The sequence below is a fragment of the Roseburia sp. AF25-13LB genome (assembly GCF_003478915.1).
Lineage (GTDB): Bacteria > Bacillota > Clostridia > Lachnospirales > Lachnospiraceae > Roseburia_C > Roseburia_C amylophila.
Map to the genome: position 1 here is coordinate 21785 of NZ_QUFO01000011.1, position 23037 is coordinate 44821.

Here is a 23037-nt window from a genome sequence, read left to right on the forward strand (position 1 = left end):
AATCAAGGGATGGAATAGTTTTATTCCGTCTCTTGATTTTTCGACTTTATAAGGCGAAAGATGGCTATGTATTGCCTGATGACTATAAGTATGTAAAAAAATACAATAAATACGCATAAAACCAGGGCTTAACAATTGTAATCCAAAAATAAATCTCTTATACTAAAAACGTAAAATAAGCGTTGAAATTGTATTGATTCAGAGAAACAAGAGGAACGAAGATATGGCAGCAGATACCAGAGTGGCTGTAATCGGCATTGTAATAGAAAAGGACGAATCAGTCGGAGCATTAAATGAAATTTTACATGAATATGCAGCTTATATTATCGGAAGAATGGGAATTCCATACCGGGAGAGAGGCATAAATATCGTAAGTATAGCAATCGATGCGCCGCAGGATACCATCAGTGCACTGACCGGTAAAATCGGAAAATTACCGGGAATAAGTGTAAAAACAGCATATTCCAGTGTGGTGACCAGACATGAAGAATAGAGGAAAAGAGTTGTTTAATAAGCTGTATCAGGATACTCAGCTTACAGAGGCAGAATATAAAGAATTATTAGAACTGCATACCGATAAAGAAATTGCAGAGTACGGCTTTGAACTGGCGAGAAAAAGACAGAAAGAGACCTTTGGAAATGAAGTTTATACCAGAGGACTGATTGAAATATCCAATTACTGTAAGAATGACTGCATCTATTGCGGCATCCGAAGAAGCAATCAGAATGCAGAACGTTACCGCCTGAGTGAAGAAGAAATCCTATCCTGCTGTAAAAATGGTTATGCATTAGGGTTTCGTACCTTTGTCCTGCAGGGTGGCGAAGACGGCTACTACACAGATGATTTACTGGAAGATTTACTTCATAAGATAAAAGCTGCTTACCCGGACTGTGCCATTACACTGTCCTTAGGAGAACGGAGCCGGGAGAGCTATGAAAGACTTTATACGGCAGGAGCAGACCGCTATTTATTGCGTCATGAGACCGCGAATGAAGCCCATTATGGGAAGCTTCATCCGGCAGAAATGTCTCTTGCAAATCGGAAACAGTGCCTGTATGCTTTAAAAGAAATCGGTTATCAGGTAGGATGTGGCATTATGGTTGGCTCCCCATATCAGACCATAGACAATCTGGTGGAAGACCTTGTCTTTATGAAAGCATTCAATCCGCATATGGTAGGAATCGGCCCGTTTATTCCACAAAAGGATACACCATTTGGAGAGATGGAGCAGGGAAGCCTTGAGATGACATTGTTTTTACTGGCAATTACCCGCCTGATGCTGCCGAAGGTACTGCTTCCGGCAACTACAGCATTGGGAACCATCCATTCAAGGGGCAGGGAGCTTGGCATCCTGGCTGGAGGAAATGTGGTAATGCCGAATCTGTCACCGGTAAAGGTGCGGAAGAAGTACGCCCTTTACGATAATAAAATCTGTACCGGGGAAGAGGCAGCGGAATGCCGTGGATGTCTTGGCAACCGTATGGAATCCATTGGATATAAACTGGTGGTCTCAAGAGGAGATTCACCATTTATATAAATAAAGGAATACAAAAGGTATTTCTTAAATCACCATATAATAACCAACGGGAAAGAGCTTCTGACCCGGAAGAAAGGAAACATTATGTATAACAAAGCATCATTAAAGGCAGAAGAATTTATCTGCCACGAAGAGATTGAAGAGACTCTGGCATATGCCGAGGCAAATAAGGACAATCTTGCCCTTATTGACGAAATCATTGCAAAGGCAAAATTACGGAAAGGGCTTACTCACAGAGAAGCATCAGTATTGCTGGCCTGCGAGAACGAAGAGAAAATCCAGGAAGTATATGACCTTGCAGAACAGATTAAAAAAGATTTCTATGGAAATCGTATTGTAATGTTTGCACCATTGTATCTGTCCAACTACTGTATCAATGGATGTGTGTATTGCCCGTACCATGGAAAAAATAAGCATATTGCCCGTAAGAAGCTGACACAGGATGAAGTGCGTCAGGAAGTAACGGCATTACAGGATATGGGACACAAGCGTCTGGCAATTGAAGCAGGCGAAGACCCGGTGAATAATCCAATCGAATATATCTTAGAGTGTATTAAGACCATTTACAGCATTAAGCACAAAAACGGCGCAATTCGTCGTGTTAATGTAAATATTGCTGCAACAACCGTAGAAAATTACCGGAAATTAAAAGAGGCCGGAATCGGAACTTATATCCTTTTTCAGGAAACTTATCATAAAGAAAGCTATGAAAAATTACATCCAACCGGACCAAAGCATGATTATGCATATCATACCGAGGCCATGGACCGTGCCATGGAAGGTGGCATCGATGATGTTGGCTTAGGTGTACTTTTTGGACTGGAACTTTATAAATATGAATTTGCAGGACTTCTGATGCATGCAGAACATTTGGAGGCAGTGCATGGAGTAGGACCACATACCATCAGCGTGCCACGAATCAAACGTGCAGATGACATTGACCCGGATGTATTCGATAACGGAATCAGTGATGATATTTTTGCAAAAATCTGTGCATGTATCCGTGTGGCAGTTCCATATACCGGAATGATTATTTCTACCAGAGAGAGCCAGGCGGTACGTGAGAAAGTTATCCGCCTTGGCGTATCCCAGATTAGTGGTGGTTCCAAGACTTCCGTAGGTGGCTATGATCATCCGGAGCCGGAAGACGAGCGTTCCGAGCAGTTTGATGTCAGCGATACCAGAACTCTGGATGAGGTAGTACACTGGCTGATGGATATGGGTTACATTCCAAGTTTCTGTACGGCATGTTACCGGGAAGGCAGAACAGGAGACCGTTTTATGAGTCTTTGTAAGAACCAGCAGATTTTAAATTGCTGTCATCCGAATGCGCTGATGACATTGAAGGAATATTTGATTGATTATGCTTCTGAAGATACCAGAAAAATCGGAGAAGCGTTGATTGCTAAGGAGATAGAGAAAGTACCAAATGAAAAAACAAGAGAAATTGCAAAACGTCATCTGAAAGAAATTGAGGAAGGACAGCGCGATTTCAGATTCTAGGAGGTCTTTAGCGATGTCATTGAATGAAACACCAAGTGCAAACCGGATACATATCGGTTTTTATGGCAAAAGAAACAGCGGAAAATCTTCTCTGATTAATGCATTTACCGGACAACAGGTAGCAATTGTATCGGATGTGGCGGGAACGACAACGGATCCCGTCTACAAAGCGATGGAGGTACATGGCATCGGCCCCTGCGTATTTATTGATACAGCCGGGGTTGATGATGTGGGTGAGTTAGGAAAAATGCGTGTGGAGAAGACGGAAAAAGCTGCAGAAAAAACGGATATTGCAGTATTGCTGTTTTCAGGAGAAGAATATAGCGCAGAGTTAGAATGGTTCCGTTATTTTAAAGAGAAACATACGCCGATTTTGTGTGTATTGAGCAAGGCGGATACTCTGACCGGTTCAGATGCTATAGCTGCACAGCTTAAGGAAGAGACAAAACAGGAAATTCTTGTTATCAGCTCGAAAAGCAAGGAAGATATAGAAAAATTTAAAGAAGAATTAATAAGACTTGTGCCGGATGATTATGGTGAAGAAACCATAACCGGAGCACTGGTAGAAGAAGGAGATTTGATCCTTCTTGTTATGCCGCAGGATATCCAGGCACCAAAGGGCAGACTGATTCTGCCACAGGTACAGACCATCCGTGATTTGCTGGATCATAAATGTCTGGTAATGAGCTGCACAACGGATAAGTTAGAGGATACGCTGGCGGCGCTGGCGCGACCACCGAAGCTTATTATTACTGACTCCCAGGTTTTCCGCACAGTATATGATAAGAAGCCGCAGGAAAGTCTTCTGACCTCATTTTCCGTATTGTTTGCAGAGTACAAGGGAGATTTCGCTTACTACAAAGAGAGCGCAGCAGCCATTAGCAGTCTTACGGAAGAATCAAAGGTACTGATTGCAGAATGCTGCACCCATGCACCACTGAAAGAGGATATCGGCAGGGAGAAAATTCCGAATATGCTGAGAAAACGTATCGGAGCAGGACTGACAGTGGATATCGTCAGCGGAACAGATTTCCCAAAAGACTTATCTAATTATGATTTAATAATTCAGTGCGGAGCCTGTATGTTTAATAAAAAATATGTCATGACGAGAATTGAACGTGCAAAAGAACAGAAAGTTCCAATGAGCAACTATGGTGTTGTCATTGCATATCTGTCTGGAATTCTTGATAAAATCAGCTATTAGAAATGATGAAAGGAAGCGTAACTATGTCAATCGAACGCGCGCGAGCATATTTAAAAGAATTTGGAATGGAGGAGCGGATTATGGAGCTGGCAGAATCCAGTGCGACAGTGGAACTGGCAGCAGAAGCACTTCATTGTGAGCCGGAGCGTATTGCAAAGACGCTTTCTTTCCTGATGGGAGAACAGCCGATTCTGATTGTAACTGCGGGAGATGCCAGAATCGACAACCACAAATATAAGACAACCTTCGGAACCAAAGCAAAAATGATTCCGGCAGCGGCGGTGGAAGACTATATCGGACATGCCGTTGGCGGAGTCTGCCCTTTTGGAATCAATGATGGTATAAAAGTATATCTTGATGAAAGCCTGAAAAAATTTGAAACAGTATTTCCAGCATGTGGCAGTGGAAACAGCGCCATTGAGCTGACAATCCCGGAATTGGAACAGTGTTCCGGATATCAGGAATGGGTGAATATCTGCAAGGAGGAACAGCAAGCATGACACAATTATTACTGGCAATTATTTATCTTGCATTTATCAGTCTGGGACTGCCGGATTCCCTTCTTGGTTCCGCCTGGCCGACCATGTATCAGCAGTTTGGCGTGCCGATTTCCTATGCGGGAATTATTTCCATGATTATATCCGCCGGAACAATTGTATCCAGCCTGCAAAGTGACAGACTTACGAAGAAGCTTGGAACCGGAAAAGTAACTGCAATCAGCGTAGCTGCAACGGCGGTGGCTTTGTTTGGATTCTCTTTTTCCCACTCCTTCTGGGCATTGTGTCTGTGGGCAATTCCCTATGGTCTTGGTGCAGGAAGTGTAGATGCGTCTTTAAACAATTATGTGGCATTACATTATGAAAGCCGCCATATGAGCTGGCTCCATTGTATGTGGGGTGTTGGAGCAACGGCAGGTCCTTACATCATGGGAATCGCACTTTCCATGGGGCAGGGCTGGAATATGGGCTATCGATATATTGGAATCATTCAGGTTGTGTTGACTGCAGTGCTTGTTTTCAGTCTTCCATTGTGGAAAGGGCGGAAAAGTACGACCGAAAATTTGCAGAATGCAGAAATGGAACAGTTACTGGAGAATGTATCAGAAAAAGCTGACACAACAGCAGAAAGGGCTTTGTCACTCCGTGAAATCTTAAAAATTGCAGGAGCCAAAGAAGTGATGCTTTGCTTCTTCTGTTACTGCGCACTGGAGCAGACCGCCGGATTATGGGCAAGCAGTTATCTGACTTTACATAAAGGTGTGTCAAGCGAAACAGCAGCAATCTTTGCAAGTCTCTTTTATATTGGAATAACGGTTGGGCGCGCCATAAGTGGCTTTATCACAATGAAATTAAATGATACACAGATGGTGCGGCTGGGACAGAGTATTATTGTCCTTGGAATAATGGCAATGGTGCTTCCGGGAAGCAATGTATTGGCACTGGCAGGTCTGATTCTCATAGGACTGGGCTGTGCGCCGATTTATCCTTGTGTCATTCATTCCACACCAGCACATTTTGGCGCAGACAAATCCCAGGCAATCATTGGTGTGCAGATGGCATTTGCCTATATTGGAATATTGGCGATGCCGCCGCTGTTTGGCGTGCTTGCCAGCAGGATTTCTGTGGCACTGCTGCCGTGCTATTTATTTGCAATACTGGTTGTAATGGTAATCATGCATGAACTTTTAACAAAGAAAACGGCATAAGCGTCGGAAAAAGTACAGCAGAGGAAATGGGAGCGTGTTATGTTTCAGTTACTTGAACTAATCGAAAATGAAGAGGACAGGGAATTTTGCAGGAAGTTGAGTGAGCAGTTTGACTCTGCAATGTACCATGTGGCATATGGAATTTTAAAGAATTCTGCAGATGCGGAAGATGCTGTGCAGGAAAGCTATATTGCAATTATAAATAATTTAGATAAAATTTCTCGTGAAAACTGTCATAAAGCGTGGAATTATATTGTTACTATAGTTAGGAGCAGAGCAATTAATGTATATCGTAGGCGGAACCGCGAAAGCAAGATGGACGAGGATACGATTGAAAATCTGCTGCAGGAGTCTCAGGGAGACGGAGAATTCTTTGAACTTCCGGATGGCAGCAGCATGTCAGAACTTATCGGCAGAATGAAATATCCATATAAGGACGTATTATATTTACGATATTATAATGAATTGAGCTATGAAGAAATTGCAACTGCTCTTGATACAACAGTTGACAATGCAAGACACATTTCCAGCAGGGCAAGGAAGAAGCTGCAGGAAAAGTTAGAGAAGGGGAATTCATTATGACAGAACAGGAACTGAAGGATGCCATTGCATCGGCGTGTGAGGCAGATTACGAATGCGCAATGGTTGCACCAAAGCATCACTTTTCAAGGACATTCCGAAAGAAAATAAAAGAGCTGCTGCAACCGGGCATGGGAAAACATACGATACCGGCACTTTATCCGGTGCATGGCAGACGTCGCGTCATTGTGGTTGTGGCAGTGCTGGTATTACTTCTTGGAACAACCGTAACGGGCAGAAGCTTTTTCCAGAGCCTGCTCGGAAAATATATTCTGACCGGCTATACCGACCATGTGCAACTGAATCTGGGCGAACCGGAGAATCTGGAAATGGTGGCAATAGAGGGCAATGAGAAGAACACAATGGAGATTGGTGCTGAACCGGATTCAGAGGAAGATTTCGAATTTGTCTGCAAGAAACCGCAGTGGGTGCCGGAAGGGTATACGTTAGAACAAGAAGAGTATTATGAAGATTTTCATTTATATCAAAAAACATATGTAAATAGAAATGGAAAAAGTATGCTATATCAGCAGATGTGTAATGATACAGTGGATAATCTTGGCATTAGTTCGAGCGGAAATGAACAGCAGAAAGTTATGATTAAGAATAGCGAAGGATACTTTATTCCAGATAATGCCTTGGATGAAGAAAAAGGAAATCTAGTTTGGGAAGATGGGAGGTACCTTTATATCATTGTTGGAAATTTCACAAAGGAAGAGTTAGTTAAGATAGCAGAAACAGTAAAGTAGTATTTGCAATAAAATAAAATTAAAAAATTGGAAAAATTGTCATAAAACCTCTTTTTCAGTTGTTACATAAGTAGAACAGGTGGAAAGGAGGTTTTGTAATGAAAGAAAAAGCGCTAAAAAAGAAAATCCTGGGTATGTTTTGTGCATTGTGTCTTTGTGTATGTATGACTGGTGGTAGTAAAGTGGTATATGGAGCGAGTGTAGATAGCTGTGTAGATAAAATAGTAGAAGCAAGATATGCAAATATTGGATCTTACTATACGAATATGATTAGAAATGGCTCTACCTTTACTGCAAAAGCCAATGTAAGTGCAAAGATAAAGGCATCCATATCTATTACTATGACATTGCAGAGACAGTCAGGTACAAGATGGTCGGATGTAACAAGCTGGTTCGATTCTACAACGGGCTATAATTTGGATTTGACTAAGAATTACGTCGCTGGCACAAGAGGAAATTATCGTGTACGTGCAGTTTATACTGTGAATGGTGAAACAATAACAACATATAGCAGTACAGTTGCCTATTAGCAGTAAAGGGAGAAAGTTATTTCGAGATATAAGAATGAGCAAAAAATACGGGAGAAAAGCACGAGAGGCATGAGCAATATTTATATCGACGGTAAAATCGGTATATCAGAGGATGAAAAATGAACATATTCACAATCAAAATCATAGCATTAATCTTGATGCTGATGGACCATATAGGCGAGTTCTTTCCGGACTCGCCTATATGGTTTCGGTGGCTGGGAAGATTAGCGGCACCGCTGTTTTTCTATGCACTGGCGGTGGGGTTCCAACATACAAGAAATCGAAAGAAATATCTGCTGCGTCTATATCTGGCAAATGTCGGAATGGTATTTTTTAATCAGATTATGTGTATGCTGCAGAGAAAACTGGACTATGTGGCGTATCAACCGAAAAATCATAATATATTTACAACCCTGTTTTGCGCCGGCGTGCTTATCTGTATATGGGAAAACCGGAAAGAGAAGAAAAAGTTTTTTACATACATTGGGATATATATCTTCTGGCAGGCTATGGTGATGGGACTTGCAATTCTGGCAGAGGCGTTTGATTACATATGGCGCGGTAATGCGCTGTTGCAAACAGTCTTACGGACAAATTATATTTTCCCACTACTGGGTGGAATCTGGGATGCGGAAGGCGGCGTGTTCTTTATTGTGCTGGGAGTATGGCTGTATTGTGCAGTAGAGGACAGGTGGAAGCTTACACTGTATTATATTCTATTTTGCGGAACATATCTGTTGATGTGCGAAGGAGATATCCTGTATCGGATAATGAATCGATTTTCTTTCTGGGGCTATCATAAATTAGCGGATATCATATATGTGGGAAGCTGGAGCACGGGGATTCCGCTTGGAACATCGGAATTATCCATGGTTACGGAATTTTATCAATGGATGATGATTGGTGCGTTGCCAATCATGCTTGCATGTAATGGAAAGCGTGGAAAAAGTTTTAAATGGCTGTTTTATGCGGCATATCCGCTGCAATTTCTGGTATTGTATGGTATAAGTTATTATAAATAAGAAAGGTATATCGGCTGCTGCCGGTATACCTTTTTTGCGAGAAATTCGCAAAGCGTATTTCTTGCATTTTCCGGTATCTGCTAAGGAAACAACAGGGAAACTGTTTCGTTAATAATTCACAAAAATTTCCTCTTTATGCACATTGATAAGAAATCACTGTGAAACATCTACAAAAAATCCAAAACAAATTAGTAAAAATCACCATAAAATAAGGGAAAACGATTACCTAAATAGGAATTGACCGACAATTTCGGGTGAAATATAATCAGCTTATCAAACAAAAAGCGCGCAGATTGTTTTGGAAGATACTGATGAAGGATGTATAGGAGGAATGTTTATGAGTAAAGTGATGAAAAAAATAATTGCATTTTGCTTTATGGCAGTATTGACGATAGCCATGATACCGCAGACAATAAAAGCAGACGAAGCAACGGATGCAAAGAAAGCAGTATATGTACAGGTGCCGCAGGACTGGGAAAATCCATGTGTCTGGGCATGGGATGATGATGGAAATAATGCATTTGAGGCGTGGCCGGGCGAAGAGATGGAAGCAGACAGCGCAAATGAAGGCTGGTATTACATCTGGGTTCCAACCTGGGTAAATCATGTGATTGTAAATGCCAATGATGGAAATGTCCAGACTGCAGAGCAGGTACTGGATGGAAAAAAAGACTGCTGGATTACCGTAACAGATGCAGATAATGCAGAAGTAACCTATGACAAGCAGACCACCGGTGAGACACTGGAATATGTGGAGAAATTTGCAATCCATGCAAAAGTAGATGCAGGCTGGGAAAATCCTTGCCTCTGGGCATGGTCAGCACCGGATGGAACTAACGCATTTGAAGCATGGCCGGGCATGGAAATGAAGCAGGATGACAACGGCTGGTATACCGCCAAAGCTCCAATCTGGGTAAATTCTATCATTGTCAATGCCAACGAAGGAAGTGTTCAGACCGATGACATTTCTATTGATGCCGCAGAAGTCTGGGTAACAGTAGATGCAGACGGAAAAGCAGATTTTAGTTATACAGACCCGGATAAAGCAGAGGTGGCAAATATAACCGTACATGTAATCACACCGTCTGACTGGGATGCACCTTGCCTTTGGGCATGGTCGGCACCGGATGGAACCAATGCATTTGCATCCTGGCCGGGCGAAGCCTTAGAAGAAGGCGAAAATGGATGGCTCATAAAAGAAGTACCGGGCTGGGTAAATTCCATTATTGTCAATGGAAATGAAGGAAGTGTTCAGACCAGTGATATTTCTGTGGATACAGGAAAGGATATCTGGCTTGTGGTAAAAGATGCCGATAACTTTGAAGTAAGCTATGAAGAGCCACAGGTAGATGCGGCAGCAGAACCGGCAACCGAAGCTCCGGCAGAGACAGCAGAAACAGGAAGCAACAATACTGCTCCAATCGTAATCGGTATTGTAGTTATTGCGGCAGCAGTTGTGATTATAATAGTTGTAGCGAAGAAAAATGCAAAAAATAAATAAAGATTAAATAAATAAGAAACAAGAAAAAGTCACAAGTAAAAGACAGGAGGACAGAAGTGAGAAGAAGAGTTAGAAGTAAATTGATGTCAATGGCACTTACACTTACCATGGCAGCAGGATTGTTAAGCGGCTGTGGTGGAAACAGCGTGTCAGAGACGGATAAGACTACCATAACAATCTGGCATGATAAAGAAGATGCAGTGGCGGAAGTCCTTCAGAAGAAACTGGAGGAACTGGAACCGGATGTACATGTTGTGCTGGAGAAGAAAAGTGATTTGACAGAAAGCCTTAAGATGGTGGGAAGTGACCCGAAAGCAGCACCGGATATGTATTTCTTTGCCCATGATAAAATTGGAGTATATGCAGAGATGGACATTCTTGCACCGATTACAGACATTATCCCGGAAGAGGAGCTGGATGTATATATGGATAATACCTTAGAGGCAGCAACCTACAAGGGAGAAATCTATCAGCTTCCTGTCTATTACGAGACTTTGTTATTCATGTATAACCGGCTTTATATGAAGGATGATGAAGTGCCGCAGACTACGGAAGAACTGTATCAATATATGCAGGATAACACTGCCGGCGGACATTATGGCTTTGTGGAACAGCACAGTACGCCATACTATGCAGCAGGCTGGATCAATGGCTTTAACGGTACGATTCTCTCAGCCGATGGCACACCGGGGCTGGATTCCAAAGAAACCATTGCAGCCCTGGAATATCACAAGAAATTTGTGGATTTGATGCCGGGAGAGACGGAGTATGCAACGGTAAATACCCTGTTTAAAGAAGGTATGGCACATTCTACCATTGCAGGGCCTTGGCTGGTGCCAACCGTAAGAGAAAGCGGAATGGACGTTGGCGTGGCAGCAATGCCGGTAATTGACGAGACCGGAAATCCGATTTCTCCATATATGGGAGTGCAGGGAATTCATGTGCTGAAAAATGCGCAGAAAATAAGAAGGATGCGGTAGAAAAAGTACTTCGTGCCCTGATGGATCCGGAAGTAGAGGTGGATCTTGCAAAAGCAAGCGGCTGTGCACCGGCGATGGAAAGCTGCTATGAAATGGATGAAATCACATCAGATGAAGTGGTTATGGCAATGCACGATACCGCAGAACATGCAGTACCGATGCCGAATATTCCGGAAATGGATGTAATGTGGACGGTTGTTGGTAATTTGCTGACAGATGTCAACATGAGTGGAAAAGATGTGACGGAAAGTGCAGAGGCGGCGCAGCAGGAGGCGTTGCAGTTGATTGAAAGTATGAGGTAACAAATTGAAGAAAAATAAGAAAAAAGAAATCCTGTTTGCCTATTCCTGGTCGGCACCATCCCTGATACTGATTTTGCTCATCGTAATCTTTCCAATCCTGTATACCGGGTACATTTCACTGACCAATATGAATGTGTATCACTGGAATAATTATGAACTGATTGGACTGAAAAATTATAAGGATGCCCTGCTGGTGCTGGATAATGGCTTTATACAGGCATTTCTGGTAACGGTTTTATGGACAATTGTAAACATGGTGTTGCAGCTTATCATAGCATTCTTACTGGCAAATCTGCTGAACCTAAAGCGGCTCCGCCTGAGAAATCTATATAAGACACTGCTGATTTTCCCCTGGGCAATGCCGGGCTATGTATCCATTCTTCTGTGGAAAACAGGAATGTTTAACTCCCAGTTCGGTTTGCTCAATCAGTGGCTGGCAAAGTACAACATCGGGCCGGTAAAATGGCTGGGCAGCGATGGTATGGCATTTTTATGCTGTACCACCGTAAACCTCTGGCTGGCACTTCCATTTATGATAACGATTATGGACGGTGCATTGCAGAGTATTGAAAAGAGCTTTTACGAAAGTGCTGTTTTGGACGGAGCAACCTGGTTAGAAAAAATGTGGTATATTACGATTCCGATGATTAAGCCAATCATTGCACCATCGGTTGTAATTACAACATTTACCACCTTTAAGCAGTTTGATATCCTGTTCCTGCTGACACAGCAGGTGGGTGCCAAGACCGGTTCGAATCTGCAGACAATCCTGACCTATGCCTATGAAAAGGCATTTATAACGAACAATTACGGCTACAGTTCTGCAATTTCCATGATAATATTTGTCATTCTGATTGTATTTTCTGTGCTGACCAATATGAAGCCAAAGGAGGAGACGGACTAACATGAAGAAACGAACCAGAGAAAATATTGGACTCGTCTTTGCAAATATCTTTCTTATCCTGCTTTGCTTTGTGGTATTGGTGCCGGTATTGTATGCATTTTCCGTGTCCCTAAATGCGGATAACAGCTTATTGAGTACAAATTTTTCTTTCCTTCCGAAGCATTTCACCCTGGCAAATTATAAAGCAGTATTTACGGAAAAACCGATTATGCTGTGGCTGAAAAACAGTCTGATATTAGCAGTAGTAACCCTTGGCATTTCCCTTGGAACAGGAATTCCGGCGGCATATGTTTTCTCCAGAAAGAAATTTCCGGGCAGAAAAGCAATCCTTCGGACACTGATACTGCTCTATGCATTTCCATCCCTGCTTTCTATGACAGCGCTGTATAAGCTGCTGTCACCCATGGGACTGATTAATACCAGAACGGGTCTGATTATTGTATACACGGGAACCATGGCAGTATTTGCCCTGTGGAATATGAAAGGATATTTTGACACGATTCCGGTAGAAATTGAAGAGGCGGCAATGATTGACGGTACAACACCGGTGCAGCTTGTGACGAGAATCGTACTGCCGCTTGCAAAACCGACCATCGCAGTAACAGCCATGATGGTGCTTATCTATGTATGGAATGAATACATTTTTGCAATCAATTTTATGACAGGTTCCGATACCTATACGTTAGCAGCAGGCTTATATTCCCTGCAGGCAACGGAAATGAGCGGAAGCTGGCCGATATTTGCGGCAGCGTCCATTGTGGTATCGATACCAATTCTGATTGTGTTCTTTGCACTTCAGAAAAATATGACAACCGGACTGACCTCCGGAGGTGTAAAAGGTTAAGAAAGGCTGGACAGAGAATGAACAAAAGTGCAATTTTACATATACCCATGTCACAGTATGCATATGGAACAGACGAAGAGCATGTGACAATCCGGCTCCGTACAGCCAAAGATGATATCAAACGCTGCAGGTTGTATTTCGGAGACCGGGCATGCCGCCTGACACCGGTAATTTTCACGGAAGCAGAAATGCATGTGGTGGCAGGCAGTGAATTATTTGACTATTATGAGGTGAAACTGGTGCGCCCCTATAAGCGGCTGTGCTATTATTTCAGGCTGGAAAGTGGGACGGAAGAAATTTATTATTACGGAGACTGCTTCAGTGCAAAACTGGTGGATGACCGCTCCGAATATTACCAGCTTCCTTTTAATCACAGAGCAGACATTGTAAGACCGCCGGAGTGGGCGAAGGATGCCGTTATTTACAACATTTTTCCGGACAGCTTTGCTACAGGAAAAACGTATATCAGCGGCAAGCCAACAGAAGCCGCCTTTGAAGGAAATGTGGTAAGAGGAAAGCTGGGAGGCTGTCTTAAGGGCATTACCGAAAATGTGGATTACCTGAAAAACCTTGGCGTCAATGCCATCTACATTAATCCGATATTTGCAGCAGGCGAATATCATAAATATGATTTGCTGGATTATTTTCACATTGACCCATGCTTTGGAACAAATGATGATTTTAAAGATCTGGTGGACACCTTCCATGCCAACGGAATCCGGGTGATTATTGATGGCGTATTTAACCATTGCGGCTGGCATTTTCCGGCATTTGAGGATGTGGTGCAGAAAGGCGAAGCATCCGATAAAAAGGGCTGGTTCTATGGATTGCAATTCCCGGTTATCCGCCCCAAAGACCCGGAGGAGTATCCGAATTACGAATGCTTCGGTTACGAGCGGATGATGCCAAAGCTTGATACGGCAAACCCGGAAGTGGCAGATTTTATCTGCAAAGTAGGGCGATACTGGGTGGAAGAATTTCACACAGATGGCTGGCGGTTAGATGTGGCAAGTGAGATTAATGATGCCCTGTGGCGCAGATTCTACCGGGAAGTAAAAGAAGTCAACCCGGAGGCAATCTTAATCGGTGAAGTCTGGGAGACTGCCAATCACTGGCTGGATGGAACCATATTTGATTCAACGATGAATTATGATTTTCGGAAACACTGTAAACGCTTCTTTGGAGAAGAGAGCATCAGCAGCGCAGCATTTGACAGCCGGGTTACAAATATGCGGATGCGTTACCGGGAACAGACCGTGTTTGCACAGTTAAATCTCTTAGACAGCCATGATGTGAGCAGGTTCTATTCCCTTTGCAATGAAAATGAATGGCAGTACCGGCTGGCACTGATTTTCCAGATGACATTTCCGGGCATGCCGTCCGTTTTCTATGGTGATGAGCTTGGCATAACCGGAATTGAAGAGGCGGACTACCGGCAGGCAATGCCATGGAAACAGGCATGCAAAGCAAAAGCCACGGAAGAAAAAGAACTCCGGGAGAAATCCTTTGAACAGAATTTGCCCGATTCTCTTTTTACTTTTATGCGGAGTCTGATTCAGTTACGCAGGAAAGAAGAACTGCTGCGAAGAGGTGATTTCCGTACGGTTTACACCCAGGAAAAAGGCGGACTCTACATTTATGAAAGATATAGTGCTACAGAGCGGATTCGTGTTATGATAAACAGGAATGAAGAACCGATGGACGTTGCGGCATTTCTGGCAGAGTCGGGCAGTGGACAGAGTGAGATTCTGTTGGTGCATGGACTGCTGGGAAGCAAATTAGACGGCTACGGTTATGTAATAATAAAAGGCAGAGTGGAAGAGTGATAGCACGCATTGCATGGTAACAGGATATCGGGCAATAGCATGCAGATATGATGGCGGAAAATTATTTTGGCGCAGAAAGGACAGAAAATGGCGGTTACGATTAAGGATGTGGCAAAGCAGGCGGGAGTGTCTACGGCAACGGTCTCAAAGGTTATGAACGGCTCTTATTCCATTTCTCAGGAGACCATAGACCGGGTGAAAAAGGTCATGCAGGAACTGGATTACCATCCGAATCTCCGGGCGAGAAATTTTGTCACACAGTCTACAAAGACCATTGTCTTTGTGACCTCGCTGGGGAAGAATGCAGGATTTGCCAACCCGCATATGTTTGAAATGGTATGCGGAATGGAGCATGTCTTAACGGAAAAGGGCTATAGCCTTGTGATAAAGAATATGTCATCTGTAGAAGCGAGGGATTATATCCACAAAGCAGCAGAAGAGAAGGCGGCAGACGGCTATATCATTCATGCGGCTGTAATTTCCAAAGAACTGGATGAAATGATTTTTCAGGAATCCATTCCACATCTAGTGATTGGCAATCCTAACTTTACCAGCCATTTCTGCTGGATTGATATTGATAACCGCCTGGCGGGTGAGCTGGCAGCGAAACATCTGCTGGAGCAGGGCTGTCAGTCCCTTGCATTTATTGGTGGAACGGAAGAGGATAAGATTTCCATGCACCGTCTGGACGGCGTGTTGTCGGTTCTGAATGAGCATGATGTGCTGGTGCCGAAAGATTATGTGCAGCGAGGGGAATCCCAATGTGACAGTGGATATGAGATGACCAAAGAGATTCTTTCCAATAAAGTAAGACCGGATGGCATTATCTGTGCCAACAATTACATTGCCTATGGCTGCGTCAATGCATTACATCATGCCGGAATAGAGATACCTTCGGATATCAGGGTCATTACTTTTGATGATTATCCATTTTCACAGATATTGAAGCCGCAGCTGACCGTAGTAAATATTGATATGTATGACATGGGAATACAGGCGGGAAAATACATCCTCCAGAAAATCAGAAAACCGAATCTGTATGCCCAGTCTTATATTACAATCCCGACATTGATTGTAAGGCAGTCGACCTGATATCGTAGCTGACTGATATCGCTGCAATCAGATACGGCAGTTAATCAGACCCGATGGCCGGTTGGAAATAACAGTTTGCCGGGAAGATAGAAACTACGAAAAAACGCTTAGTCCGAGTACTTTTTTAGTACAAGGTCTAAGCGTGTTTCTTTAATTAAATTCTTAAATCAAGATTTATTTACTACAGGAATTGCGGTACTGTACCGGTGTCATCTCGTATTTCTTTTTAAAGAGGCGGTTGAAATGCTCTACATTCTGATAACCCACGGAGTATGCAATGTTTTCAACAGTCATATTTCCGTTCTTTAAAAGAGTTCTTGCTTTTTTCATGCGGACACCCTGAACCAGTTCAACGAATGTTTGACCGGATTTTTCCTTAATATATTTGGAAATGTACGGCTCAGAGAGGTGGAACTGTTTTGCCATATCCTCTAAGGTGACGGTCTGGTAGTTTGTCTGAATGTAATTCTTCATTTCCATTAAGCGCTTATCCTGAATCTCAACACTGGATTTTATGGAAGGAACCTGATTTACTGCAACAACCAGTGCGCTGATAGAGGATTTGATGATATCGTCGTCGATACCAACACCCCAGTACATCTGACCATAGCAGGTGATTCCTACATAGGACATAGCCTTGGAAGAGGAACCATGGCTCAAAGCGTGTTCTTCGTATATGGACAGCTCATAGCTGATGCCGAAGTACTGTTTGATAATGTTGCTGACAGCATCCAGACGGCCATTTCCGTTGGCGCTTACCAGGCGGTTCTGCCCACCATGAACAATCGTAGCTTCTGCCATAATACCATCCACCTGTTTGAAGTGGCATTCTTCAATCTGGAAGTAAGGCTGGCGTTTTACATACTTATCTTCAAAGATTTCATATACCCACTGTGGAGACAGCTCTTTGTGCTCTTCATCGGAAACATGTTTTACCAGATAGCCGACTTCCTCACGCATTTTCTCTGGCAGAGAAATGCCAAAGTTCTGTTTCAAAATGTAGTTTACGCCACCTTTACCGGACTGGCTGTTGATACGGATAACGTCAGAATCGTAAGTTCTGCCCACATCCATTGGGTCAACCGGAAGATAAGGGACAGACCACTCGTTGAGCTTTTTCTCTTCACGCCATGCCATACCTTTGGCAATGGCATCCTGATGGGAACCGGAGAAAGCGGTAAATACCAGATCACCGGCATATGGCTGACGTTCGTAAACGTGCATTCTGGTAAAGTTTTCATATTTCTCGCGGATTGCAGGCAGGTTGGAGAAGTTAAGCTTCGGATCAACGCCGTGTGAGAACATGTTCATGGCAAGTGTGATGATATCTACATTACCGGTACGCTCTCCATTACCGAAAAGAGTTCCTTCGATACGGTCGGCTCCGGCAAGAATACCAAGCTCTGCGTCACAGACACCGCAGCCACGGTCATTGTGTGGATGCAGGGAAAGTGTTACGGCATCACGATATTTCAAATGCTTGTGAATGTATTCTACCTGAGTGGCAAATACATGCGGCATTGCATTTTCAACAGTGGTTGGAATATTAATGATTGCCTTATTAGAAGCCTTTGGCTGCCATACATCAAGTACTGCGTTGCAGACTTCCACGGCATAGTCCACTTCAGTTCCCGGGAAACTTTCCGGGCTGTATTCGAAGGAGAAGTTACCTTCGGTCTCAGAAGCCAGTTTATTCAAAAGCTTTGCCCCGTCAATGGCGATCTGTTTTACTTCCTCTTTGCTCTTTTTAAATACCTGCTCACGCTGTGCAACAGAGGTAGAATTGTAAAGATGAATGACTGCGTGCGGAGCACCTTTTACCGCTTCAAAGGTTTTCTTGATGATATGCTCTCTTGCCTGGGTCAGAACCTGGACGGTAACATCGTCCGGAATCATATTGCGGTCGATTAAGGCGCGCATAAAGTTGTATTCTGTCTCGGAAGCAGCAGGGAAACCAACTTCAATTTCTTTGAAACCAATTTTAACCAGCATTTCAAAGAACTGCAGCTTTTCCTCTAAGCTCATCGGCTCAATCAGAGCCTGGTTGCCATCACGTAAATCAACGGAGCACCAGATAGGCGGCTTGTCGATATAATCCTTCTTTACCCAGTCATAAGTACATTCAGGCGGCATAAAATATGCACGCTGATATTTTTCGTATCCTTTCATATTGAACCTCCAAAAAAATATTCTGATTATGTTGCAGCGTAACCTGCGTAAAAAAAATCTTCCGTCTCTATCATTCGAAGATGAATCATAGAGACGAAAGAAAACCTTCGCGGTACCACTCTGTTTCATGTTGTTACATGCACTCATTAGCACTATCATGCTATTCCCGGGTAACGGTGGGAGTCCGTCGCGACCTACTATAGGGTTCAGCCGGCAGCTTCAAGGCGAGTTCACTGTATTCCTTCTGCCGTCTTGCATCAACCGGCGGCTTTCTGAGAGAATTCCTGACAGTTACTATTCCTTTTCATAGCCTTTTTCAAATGTCTTTGGTAATACTAACACAAAAAAGTACATTTGTGTATGATTAAATTTAATCATTTATATTGATATATTTTAATAAGGAATCTGACCACTCTTGCTATATTTATTCCAAGCACCCTGATACTGGAAAGTTGCCACAATAGCATAAATTGCTGCCACAAGAATCAGCCATCCGCCAAACTCTCCCGACGAAAGGAATACGAAAATGGTATTAATGACGCCATAGACACAAAGTAAAATGGAGCATACACGGCTCTGCGCAAGATGAATAGCAAGTCCGAGTCCGAGCATAATTGCAGCATCAATCAGTGAGGTATAATTATGTAAAAAAGCAATAAGAAGCAGATTAATTCCTACACATATATAAATGATAACAGAAGAAGCAATAATATTTCCTCTGTATTTCTTGCAGAGTGGAGAATGATAGAAATCGTGTTTACTCATTCCCTGTGGAACCTGATTCGGTGCAGCGTATGGATTGCCATAAGGATATTGCTGAGCATTGTTAAACTGAGGCTGTCCATTATAAGGGTTCTGCTGAGCATTGTTAAACTGAGGCTGTCCATTATAAGGGTTCTGCTGAGCATTGTTAAACTGAGGCTGTCCATTATAAGGGTTCTGCTGAGCGTTATTAAATTGGGGCTGTCCATTATAAGGATTTGGCTGTCCGTTGTATGGACGCTGGTTTGGCATTGGAGCCGGTGCACCGCAGTTCGGGCAGGTTCTAAAGTTATCTGGATATTGTGTTCCGCATGATTGACATTGCATAAAATGTCTCCCCCTTTTGTATTCATTATATTATATAAGGTAATGCAGATGTATTGTATTCAGGTCGTTGACAGAATGAAATCATCTTTCTCTCAAAAACCTTAAAATATCATCGAATCACCTATATCATATCATTCTATCTGTTTTCCTGATATCTGTAAACAATAAAATAAGAAGAAATCCCCATCTGCCTTACACGCTGGCATCAATATGAGCTGCTTTTTTGCGTAGCCCGGAAAGATGGATATTAATTTCGCGTCGTACAGACTGAGCAGTGACAGGTTCTTCACCAGACTTATCGTCATGCTCTGCTTTGACCAAATTGGCAGTGTGCTTATCTGAGCCATCATCCGCTGCACCCACAGACTCTTCGGCAGAATCTGAACCGGAAGAGATTTCTGCATTATCGGTAGAATCGGATGTCGTTGCATCGGTTGAATCGGCAGAACTTTTATCCTTATCGGCTGGACTTACATCTTCGTAAGGCTCTTTGTCCGGTTTTGCCTGATATTCCGGCGTCTTGGTATAATCATTGTGTTCTTTTTCAATGGCATAGGTGCGCTTTAAAATCTGCTCTAACATAGCCTTTTTCTTGGCTTTTGGAATGTGGGGGTCATTGGAAACCGTCTTAACCTCAGACATAAACTGCCCCATTTTATAGAGTTTTAGCTTCTCAACGTCCTTTTTGGTACGGCAGTTTTGAAGCTGTTTACGGTAAGCTGCCACTTCTTCCTTTAGCTTTTCATGTTCTTTTAGGGCATCCGGATTGACTTTTTCTAAATACTGTTCTTCCTCCGGAGTTAATTCCTGACCGGAATCTAATTTTGCCTGAAGCTCCTGCTGGAAATTACTTTCGTGCATCTGGGAAATCTGTTCCTGATAATGCTGTAACAGGCGTTCCTCCTGGGTCAGCTCCTGGTTCCGTTCTTTTTTGGTAGGTCGCTGCGGGAGCCCCTGTTCCTTCTTGCGTTGGGAAAGAACCACAAGTGAGTTTTCGAGTTTGAGATTCATATCTTTTCCTCCTTGAAAAGTTCTGTGAAAATCCATTTTCACATATGCCGTTTATGAGAATCTTCTATATAAATAATATCGGCAAAATAAAATAAGACTTTACAACAAAACAAACAATTGCTATTCTAAATATTAAGTAATTTAAGAGGAGGACATTTTATGTTTAACAGTAACGTGCTGTGGATTCTTGCGGCATTTGTGGTATATATGGGTGTGATGATTGCCATAGGTGCGAAATATATGAAAAGTACAAAGAATTCAGAAGATTATTTTCTTGGAGGAAGAGGCTTAAGCGGCTGGGTGGCAGCATTAAGCGCACAGGCATCTGATATGAGCGGATGGCTTCTGATGGGACTTCCGGGTGCGGTATATGCATTTGGAACCGGTCAGGCATGGATTGCTATTGGACTGTTTATTGGAACGGTCTGCAATTGGATATTTATTTCCGGAAGACTGCGCAGATATACCATCCGTGCCAATAACTCCCTGACTTTACCGGAGTATTTCCAGAATCGTTTCCATGATAAGAAGAATGTGTTGTTGTGTATTTCTTCTATAGTAATAGTCGTATTCTTCCTGGTATATACTGCATCTGCATTTGCAGCAGGCGGAAAATTGTTCCATGCAGTAACCGGTGTTGATTATACTATAGCTTTAACCATCGGTGCAGTTGTTATTTTACTGTATACCTTCATGGGAGGTTTTATGGCAGTATGTGTAACAGACTTTATCCAGGGAATGCTGATGCTGGTTGCACTTCTTGCAGTGCCTCTGATGGCATATGCGGTGGTAAGTGGCAATGGCGGATTAAGAGAACTTTTAGATGCCAGCGGAGTAGCAGGAGGAAGCGATTCCTATATGAGCCTCTGGCAGAATGGTGGAGAGCCATATCGTGCCATCGATATTATTTCACAGCTCGCATGGGGATTGGGATATTGCGGAATGCCTCATATCCTGACCAGATTTATGGCGGTAAAGAGCCAGAAAGAATTAAATAAATCCAAAGGTATTGCAATTGTCTGGGTAGCATTATCCTTAACCTTTGCCTGCATCATCGGTGTGGTTGGAAGAGCGTACCTGTATCCGGAAGTGCTTGGAAGCGCCGGGGCAGATTCTGCGGAAAATGTATTCATTAATATGATTACACATTTGTTTACGAAGCAGTATGCGTTGCCGTTTGTTGCGGGAATCTTCCTGTGCGGAATCCTTGCAGCAATTATGTCTACTGCAGATTCACAGCTTTTAGTAACCGCATCTTCCGTATCAGAAGATATATACAAAGGTGTAGTAAATAAAGAAGCAAGTGATAAAAAGGTTCTTATGGTCAGTCGTATTACCGTAGTGGTAGTTGCGATTATTGCTTATATTATTGCACTGAATCCGAACAACTCCATTATGGGACTGGTATCCAATGCATGGGCAGGATTTGGCGCTGCATTTGGACCACTGGTAGTATTATCCCTGTTCTGGAAGCGTACGAACAAACCGGGAGCAATTGCAGGAATTATATCCGGCGGTCTGGTAGTTATCATCTGGGATTATATTCCTTTGATGAAAAACGCAGACGGTGCCATGGTAACACTTGGAACCGGAACCGGAATCTATTCCCTTCTGGTAGGATTCTTCTTAAGTTTAATCTGTATCGTAATTGTGAGTCTTTGCACCAAAGCACCAAGCGAGGAAATGCAGAAAGAATTTGCAGATGTTGCTGACAAGAGCATAGAATTATAATAGAAAAGAAAAGCTGTTTATTTGCAATGGCAAAAGGATGCCGGCAAGTAAACAGCTTTTTATAATGAAAAAACAAGGCAGAAGTGAAAAATACCGTAAAAAAGATAGGAAATGGATTGTACACAAAAAAATACAATTTTTCTAAAAAAAGTATTGCAAAAGCGTAACCTGTCGTGTATAATAATCCTTACTGTGACATTGATAGCGTAGAAGCGTGAGGTTGCTGCCCACTGTGGCAGGTTTTCCGTGGAGCGAATGTCAAGTTAGGAAACTGGCGACAAGTCACTGTATCACGAATATGGTCTACAGAGGTAGAAACAACGTGTGTAAAGCTTATGACACACACGGAGAAGTGTACAGTCACCGCTTGTCGTACTGAATTAAAGTGCGAAAAGGAGGCGACTTTTTTTATGGCAAGTCAAGTAATGAGAATCACATTGAAAGCTTATGATCACGAATTAGTAGATTCATCAGCAAAAAAAATCATCGAGACTGTAAAGAAAAATGGATCACAGGTGAGCGGACCGGTGCCGCTGCCAACTAAGAAAGAGGTAGTTACCATTCTTAGAGCAGTACACAAGTACAAAGATTCCAGAGAACAGTTCGAGCAGAGAACTCATAAGAGACTGATTGATATCATTGCTCCGACACAGAAAACAGTTGATGCATTATCAAGATTAGAAATGCCAGCTGGTGTCTACATCGATATCAAAATGAAATAAAGTCAAAACAAGTAGTAAATCCTGAGGGGCCGCAAG

22 protein-coding genes and 1 other annotated feature are annotated in these 23037 nt (G+C 42.9%); of the genes, 19 read left to right on the forward strand and 3 right to left on the reverse strand.

Annotated elements, in window-relative coordinates; translation table 11 throughout:
- Positions 1-223 precede the first annotated feature (223 nt).
- The 17 genes from DWY37_RS13315 to DWY37_RS13395 all read left to right on the forward strand — a co-directional run bounded on the left by DWY37_RS13315 (position 224) and on the right by DWY37_RS13395 (position 16279).
- On the forward strand, positions 224-493 hold the full coding sequence (locus tag DWY37_RS13315; protein WP_022242806.1) for a TM1266 family iron-only hydrogenase system putative regulator: 270 nt from the start codon (positions 224-226) through the stop codon (positions 491-493).
- Positions 483-1538 carry a [FeFe] hydrogenase H-cluster radical SAM maturase HydE gene (gene hydE, locus DWY37_RS13320; RefSeq protein ID WP_118541668.1) on the forward strand — a complete coding sequence of 352 codons (1056 nt, stop codon included), beginning with the start codon at positions 483-485 and terminating at the stop codon, positions 1536-1538. Before DWY37_RS13315 ends, hydE begins: the two co-directional genes overlap by 11 nt.
- Positions 1539-1622: 84 nt before the next feature.
- A complete protein-coding gene (gene hydG / locus DWY37_RS13325) occupies positions 1623-3041 on the forward strand; it encodes a [FeFe] hydrogenase H-cluster radical SAM maturase HydG (protein ID WP_117842320.1) in 1419 nt (472 codons plus the stop codon).
- 13 nt (positions 3042-3054) lie between these two features.
- A complete protein-coding gene (gene hydF / locus DWY37_RS13330) occupies positions 3055-4245 on the forward strand; it encodes a [FeFe] hydrogenase H-cluster maturation GTPase HydF (RefSeq protein ID WP_118544562.1) in 1191 nt (396 codons plus the stop codon).
- Positions 4246-4268: 23 nt separating this feature from the next.
- Positions 4269-4745 (forward strand): YbaK/EbsC family protein, encoded by a 477-nt coding sequence (locus tag DWY37_RS13335; protein WP_118541670.1) that lies wholly within the window; start codon positions 4269-4271, stop codon positions 4743-4745.
- Complete coding sequence (locus DWY37_RS13340) at positions 4742-5950, forward strand: MFS transporter (protein WP_118541672.1); 1209 nt, start codon at positions 4742-4744, stop codon at positions 5948-5950. Before DWY37_RS13335 ends, DWY37_RS13340 begins: the two co-directional genes overlap by 4 nt.
- A gap of 39 nt (positions 5951-5989) precedes the next feature.
- Positions 5990-6532 carry an RNA polymerase sigma factor gene (locus DWY37_RS13345; protein WP_118541674.1) on the forward strand — a complete coding sequence of 181 codons (543 nt, stop codon included), beginning with the start codon at positions 5990-5992 and terminating at the stop codon, positions 6530-6532.
- On the forward strand, positions 6529-7278 hold the full coding sequence (locus tag DWY37_RS13350) for a DUF4367 domain-containing protein (protein WP_118541676.1): 750 nt from the start codon (positions 6529-6531) through the stop codon (positions 7276-7278). The genes DWY37_RS13345 and DWY37_RS13350 overlap by 4 nt, the downstream gene beginning before the upstream one ends.
- 98 nt (positions 7279-7376) lie before the next feature.
- Positions 7377-7808 (forward strand): hypothetical protein, encoded by a 432-nt coding sequence (locus DWY37_RS13355; protein ID WP_118541678.1) that lies wholly within the window; start codon positions 7377-7379, stop codon positions 7806-7808.
- A gap of 119 nt (positions 7809-7927) precedes the next feature.
- Positions 7928-8830 (forward strand): TraX family protein, encoded by a 903-nt coding sequence (locus DWY37_RS13360; protein ID WP_118544563.1) that lies wholly within the window; start codon positions 7928-7930, stop codon positions 8828-8830.
- A gap of 337 nt (positions 8831-9167) precedes the next feature.
- Positions 9168-10331, forward strand: a complete 1164-nt coding sequence (locus DWY37_RS13365) for a starch-binding protein (protein ID WP_158575690.1) — start codon at positions 9168-9170, stop codon at positions 10329-10331.
- A 56-nt stretch (positions 10332-10387) separates the two neighbouring features.
- Positions 10388-11311, forward strand: a complete 924-nt coding sequence (locus DWY37_RS13370; protein WP_147403599.1) for an extracellular solute-binding protein — start codon at positions 10388-10390, stop codon at positions 11309-11311.
- Positions 11312-11349: 38 nt separating this feature from the next.
- Positions 11350-11613: a hypothetical protein gene (locus tag DWY37_RS13375; protein ID WP_147403600.1), complete on the forward strand. Its 264-nt coding sequence runs from the start codon at positions 11350-11352 to the stop codon at positions 11611-11613.
- A 4-nt stretch (positions 11614-11617) separates the two neighbouring features.
- The gene (locus tag DWY37_RS13380; RefSeq protein ID WP_118541688.1) at positions 11618-12517 is read left to right on the forward strand and encodes a carbohydrate ABC transporter permease; all 900 of its coding nucleotides are present in this window, start codon (positions 11618-11620) and stop codon (positions 12515-12517) included.
- Between the two features lies 1 nt (position 12518).
- Positions 12519-13361 (forward strand): sugar ABC transporter permease, encoded by an 843-nt coding sequence (locus tag DWY37_RS13385; RefSeq protein ID WP_118541690.1) that lies wholly within the window; start codon positions 12519-12521, stop codon positions 13359-13361.
- Positions 13362-13378: 17 nt separating this feature from the next.
- Positions 13379-15187: a glycoside hydrolase family 13 protein gene (locus DWY37_RS13390; RefSeq protein WP_117947382.1), complete on the forward strand. Its 1809-nt coding sequence runs from the start codon at positions 13379-13381 to the stop codon at positions 15185-15187.
- Positions 15188-15253: 66 nt separating this feature from the next.
- On the forward strand, positions 15254-16279 hold the full coding sequence (locus tag DWY37_RS13395; protein WP_117947381.1) for a LacI family DNA-binding transcriptional regulator: 1026 nt from the start codon (positions 15254-15256) through the stop codon (positions 16277-16279).
- 174 nt (positions 16280-16453) lie between these two features.
- Here DWY37_RS13395 and DWY37_RS13400 read toward each other — a convergent pair whose 3' ends face one another.
- The 3 genes from DWY37_RS13400 to DWY37_RS13410 form a co-directional block, all read right to left on the reverse strand.
- Positions 16454-18448, reverse strand: coding sequence for a 2-isopropylmalate synthase (locus DWY37_RS13400; RefSeq protein ID WP_117698344.1), 1995 nt, complete (start codon positions 18446-18448; stop codon positions 16454-16456).
- 86 nt (positions 18449-18534) lie between these two features.
- Positions 18535-18765, reverse strand: a binding site (T-box leader).
- A gap of 76 nt (positions 18766-18841) precedes the next feature.
- Positions 18842-19537 (reverse strand): zinc ribbon domain-containing protein, encoded by a 696-nt coding sequence (locus DWY37_RS13405; RefSeq protein WP_118056977.1) that lies wholly within the window; start codon positions 19535-19537, stop codon positions 18842-18844.
- A 192-nt stretch (positions 19538-19729) separates the two neighbouring features.
- Positions 19730-20548 carry a hypothetical protein gene (locus DWY37_RS13410; RefSeq protein ID WP_118541692.1) on the reverse strand — a complete coding sequence of 273 codons (819 nt, stop codon included), beginning with the start codon at positions 20546-20548 and terminating at the stop codon, positions 19730-19732.
- A gap of 159 nt (positions 20549-20707) precedes the next feature.
- On the opposite strand from DWY37_RS13410, the gene putP reads away from it, so the two are divergent.
- On the forward strand, positions 20708-22279 hold the full coding sequence (gene putP / locus DWY37_RS13415) for a sodium/proline symporter PutP (RefSeq protein ID WP_118541694.1): 1572 nt from the start codon (positions 20708-20710) through the stop codon (positions 22277-22279).
- A 410-nt stretch (positions 22280-22689) separates the two neighbouring features.
- Positions 22690-23001, forward strand: coding sequence for a 30S ribosomal protein S10 (rpsJ, locus tag DWY37_RS13420; protein WP_117698348.1), 312 nt, complete (start codon positions 22690-22692; stop codon positions 22999-23001).
- Positions 23002-23037 lie beyond the last annotated feature (36 nt).